Annotated in this window: 4 protein-coding genes; 3 read left to right on the forward strand and 1 reads right to left on the reverse strand. The window is 66.7% G+C overall.

Translation table 11 applies throughout. The annotated features are described in order from the left end of the window. Positions 1-663: 663 nt before the first annotated feature. Positions 664-2565, reverse strand: a complete 1902-nt coding sequence (locus ABZS54_RS42150) for a hypothetical protein (protein WP_355548506.1) — start codon at positions 2563-2565, stop codon at positions 664-666. Positions 2566-3749: 1184 nt separating this feature from the next. Here ABZS54_RS42150 and ABZS54_RS42155 point away from each other — a divergent pair. The 3 genes from ABZS54_RS42155 to ABZS54_RS42165 all read left to right on the forward strand — a co-directional run. Beyond that, positions 3750-3956, forward strand: a complete 207-nt coding sequence (locus ABZS54_RS42155) for a hypothetical protein (RefSeq protein WP_355548509.1) — start codon at positions 3750-3752, stop codon at positions 3954-3956. A 50-nt stretch (positions 3957-4006) separates the two neighbouring features. Further along, on the forward strand, positions 4007-4129 hold the full coding sequence (locus tag ABZS54_RS42160) for a hypothetical protein (RefSeq protein ID WP_355548512.1): 123 nt from the start codon (positions 4007-4009) through the stop codon (positions 4127-4129). Between the two features lie 340 nt (positions 4130-4469). After that, a partial coding sequence (locus ABZS54_RS42165; protein ID WP_355548515.1) for a helix-turn-helix domain-containing protein occupies positions 4470-4955 on the forward strand: 486 nt, incomplete at its 3' end.

The raw sequence follows: 4955 nt of genomic DNA on the forward strand, positions 1-4955 counted from the left end.
ACATCCAACGCCACCCCGCGCTCCTCAACGGCTTCCTCGCAGCAACCGACCTGACATGACAAACCAACAACAACCCAATCCGCAAAGCTCAGTAAAGAAGCCGACCAGGGCGCGACGTGACGCCGGGGTTCGGCCCACGACCCATGTCCGCGGAAACGCCAACGACACTCATCGAGTGGGCCGGTCCGCGTCCTCGGCGACTGTCCTGTCGATGCTCACCAGCGCCTGCGGCGGCCGCGGTTCCGTATCGCCTGCCGGCGCCATGGCACGCGGGGCGCGCCATCGGGGGGCGTTCCGCCGCCCCCCGATCCCCCCAGGCGGTTCGTGCCGTCCCGCAGGACCACTGTTCGCGCCCGGGTCGTGTGCCACCGGGCGAGGCTCACGTCTCACATGCCCACGTTCGGTCGGGCCGGCGAGCACGATCCGAAGCGGCACTGGTGGGGTGGGAAGGTTTGCTCCGCGAGGAGTTGCTTCACGGTGCCTGACCGGTGTCAATGACCAGGACGTCCGACGCCCCGCCCCCGGTCGTCGCCAAGGCCCTCGGCTACACCCAGGCCACCACCACCTACGTAAACACCGAAGTCGGCGCCCCGTGGAGCCGGTACGCGCCTGGCGACCACTCACGGCGACCACTCCGGCCCCTGGGGCACGAAGAGGCGGAGGTCATTTGATCCTCCGCCAGGTGTCCTCGCCGATGATCTTCTCAACGATGCGCAGAAGCTTCGATTTCAGCGCTCCGACGATACCTTTCGCGAAGCCCTTCAGCTCGACGTACGACTGATGTCTGAAGGTGATGTACGTGGCGGTGGAGAGCAGCCATGGAGCCACCACGAGAACATCTGCCGACCGGATGTCCAGACCACGGGTGAGGACCAGAGCCAATGCGGCGGCTCCACTCACAGTGACAGTCACTTGCAGCGCGGGAGACGCGACCATCACCACCCAACATGCAGCAAGTCCGAGCAGCGCGCCGGCCGCGGTCGGTAGCGGTTCAAGCCGTCCACCCACCAACAGCACTCCGCTGGGCACCGACATGGCCACCGCGCCGAGAAAGGCGATGTTCCACGGCGTCAGGAGTGTTCTCAGATTCCGGCTGTCCTCCAGAACCCGTTGCTCACCGCAGACCATGCCCGGTGCCGTGCCTGGAAATTGCAATAGGGACAGGTGGTCCACGTGGGGCGACTTGAGGTACGAGAGGAGAAGTCGCACATGAGTCTTTCCGTGGAGCGCCCCCTGCGGGATGTACCAGCTGTCGTCGGACGTCACGCGACAGAAGCTGGTTCCCTCGAGCAGCCAGGTCATCAGGACGAACATGACGCCGAAACAGTAGAAGTAGAACGAAGCGACAACGGAATACGGACTGTACGGCGGCTCCGATGCGGCGAAGGCCCCTACCAGGAAGCGAATGGCGTAGCCCACACCAACGATGAACCAAAGGGACAGTGCGGCTGCAGGATGGCCGTCTTCGCAACTGCGGAGGGCTTCGTACCCAACGGCGAAGCCGAAGACCACCGCCATGAGAATCAGAACATTTACGGTGCGTCCCAGCGCAAGGCCGACCAGCAGGGCTGCCAGGAGTCGAAGCACTGCGACGGTGAGGCTGGAGTACACGACGAACCGCGCGTGCTTGCGTGATTCGACCCGGGGAAGCCGCAGGCGATCGGCGCTCAACGGATGGCTGCTGTCGTGCTGCAGACCGCGGATGTCGTTCCATTGGTACCGAGCCGAGTAGACGAGGAACTCGGCGACCAGCACGGCGAGAAACATGTTCTCCCAGTAGAAGTCGCGCCCCCGTCCCCAGGACGTGGTGACGAAGGCCAGTGGGATGAACAGCCACTTCGCCCAGTCCTCGGGACGCGGCACCAGCAGGTACGCAGCGAGGCTCCGGCCGCCGTCTGCTTTCAGGGAAGCCCCCTGGAAGAGCCCGTAGTTTTGCTGGCGCGCAAAACGGCGGGCGATGCGGATGAACATGCTCCGCGCGCCGAGAGTGATGGAGGCGACTTCGAAAACCAGGAACCCGAAGGCGATGCCGTACACGATCAGCATGGAGAAGCGATAGCGCTCATCGAGCTTGAGAGCGATGTACACGGTCCCGCTCGCGAAGGCGAAGAACGTGATGAGCATGATCAGAATCGCGAGGACCCGGTACCCGCTCCTCCCTCTTCTCAAGGTCGTCAGTTCGGCCAACAGCCCCGCGTAGGAAGGCGATCGAATCTCGGCGACCGGTCCGAGCTCGGGCAGCGGCGTCATCGCGTACTGTCTGAGCTCCTTCTCCAGGGCCCTCATGTAGTAGCTGCGCAGGGCTGCGGAAGCGCCGAGGATTTGCATCAGGGCAAGTGCGGCGAGGGGGATAGAGGGAGCCGCAGCGAGCAGGGCCGATGGGGGCGTTTTACAATCCTTCGCCTGACCCAGCTGACAGGTGTCGCTCAGGAACGCGGCGAGCCCGGCCAGCAGTGCCACCGTGAGCGCCGCGACGGCGACCTGGATGTTGAAGAACGTCCGCTCGTCTTCGCGGGCCATTTCGTAGTCGAGCGCGAGGACGTCGAACCGCTTGCTGACTTCCATCGTTCCTGGGCTCCTTGCGAGCAACTTGTCACGGACACTCGGAAGGCGCCCGCCCGGCATCATGAGATCGCATGCGGATGGATCAGGTGCCGTTCAACGGTCAGAGGGTCTCGCGACCACTCGTTTGGGTCCCGGACAACGCGCCGACGATCAGCAGCGACCACCGTTGGCGACACCACACCGGATCATTTGTTCAGCGAGGAAGCCGGCCAGGTCCGCCGCGCTCGACTACGACGAGGAGCGGATCCAGGCCCCGGCGCCGATCTCGCGCCGAGATCCAGCCGGTGCTGCTGGAGTGGTCCGGCCGCTACGACCACCTGCGGGAGGTCACCCGCGAGGACATCATCGCGACCAGAGACGCCGCCGCTGGCAAGCAGCAGGAGAGCCAGGTCGTCGTCCTGCGGTCACCGTTCCGCCAGCGGCGGCGTCATCCAATGTCTTTCCCAGGCCGACCTCGACCCCGGCAATCGGCGCATCACCTAGGCGGGCACGCCCGCCGCTCGGCGACCTGACCCAGAGTGACAAGAGCCCATGCCCATCCGGGAATACGCGACACCTCAACATGCGAGCTCACCAGTCAACCGCCGATCCGGGCGACCGGCCCGGGATCGCCCGAGCCCGCCGAGTCCGCCGGCAAGCCCACGGAGCACCCGAGGCGATGAGCGAGATCCGCCCGGCGAAACACGACTACCGGAATTCGAAGACCAAGATTATCGGCGTTTATTCCCAGAGAATCGACAGGGAACGAATTCATGCACGCGCCGGAATTCCGAGCAGCGTGCGGGACGGCGATCCCACGAGGCCGGTTCGGGTCACGAAAAGATGCCCTGCCGAACGACCGAGTCTCGCTCACGGCATCGAACTCCACACAGCGGCCGCCGCACTTCCGCGCACCGCACCGCGGGTTCGGTGCGGTGCGCCTCCTCGGGACGCCCGGTGCGCGCATCCGGTACGCGCACCTCCGACGGTGCCGCGACGTGCACGCACCGACGCAGGACAAGGGGCCGGCCCGTCACACCCCGTGTGCGAACGGACCCAGGACAAGGGGCCAAGCGATCACGCACCGCGCACGAGACCCCCGTGCACCGGATTACCCGAGGTCGGTGCGGTATCGAGTGCGCCGGCGATGCGCACCGCACCACCAGGCCCATGTCACCGCGCGGCGCGCCCTCGTTGACGCCGGCATGACCACCACCGACGGCGACGGCCCGCTCGCCGAGCTCCTGGCCGCGAAGCAACTCGACATCGGCATCGTCTGGCACTGCGCGAGCTGCCCCATGCAGGGCCGACGCATCCCCCAACACATCGACGCCGCCCGCCACGACGCCGCCGAACACGCCATCGGCACCACCGCGACACCTTCGCCCTCACCGGCATCACCCTGCGCCTGATCGACGAACGGGAACACCAGGTCCGCCTGACGTCCGAGCGGGACGACGTCGTGCTCCTGGTCCCGCCGCTGGAGCCGTGGGACGCCGACGCGCTCTCCGCGCTCCAACTCGAACTCGTCTGCGACGCCGTCGGCTGCGCCCCGGACTCCCGCCACCGGCGTCGCCGCAAGTAAGCCGCCTGTGACGGAGCACGTTAGTTCGCGAGTCCGCGCGAAGAAACCCCAGGTCAGCACAGTTCTGGTGCATCACAGTTTGCGAGGTTGGAGCACGCTACCTTGCGATTCTGGGCACAAAGGCCCGGCGCAGCAAGGCATAGATGTGCAGGTCAACGCGGTGCTGCCGTAGATGGAATCGGACTCGCAGACCCCGGTGCTCCATTCGCAAACCAGCGTGCTCCGTCACACCGCCATCGACGAGACCAACGAAGGCAACATCGAATTCATGTAAAATCCGAGTACGATCTAAGTCGGATACAAGTCTGATTCATGGTAGGATCGAGCCAGGAGGTGGAACATGTCCGACTCGCTCTTCGATGCGGTGGACGCTCTGCTGGCGCAGGCCCAAGGCGATCTCCCGCCCCCCGCCGAACGCACCCGACTGCGCAAAGCCGCCGGCTTCACCCAGCAGCAGGTCGCCGACGCCCTGGGCGTCACCCGCGTGACGGTCGTGGGCTGGGAAGCCGGCCGCACCGAACCCCGACCGCCCCAACGCCCCGCCTACGCCCGACTCCTCGAGGGCCTCGCCGAGCGCTACCCCGCGACCCACCCGACCCCGGCCGCCGACACCGCCGCAGCCGCCTTGTCGGACCGGGGCGAACCCGTCCCCGACGAGCCCGGTCCAACGGACCCCGAACCACAAGCGCCCGTCGCCCCCGCCCCCGACTCGACGGCCACCTCGCCCGCTGCGGCCACCGGGCCGGTCGTCACGGCGGCCGCGCCCTGGACCCGCACACCGACCACCCCACCCGCAGCCGCGCCGAAGCCGCCGCGAGCGGCATCG

It is taken from the genome of Embleya sp. NPDC005575 (genome assembly GCF_040605455.1).
In the GTDB taxonomy this organism is placed as follows: Bacteria; Actinomycetota; Actinomycetes; order Streptomycetales; family Streptomycetaceae; genus Embleya.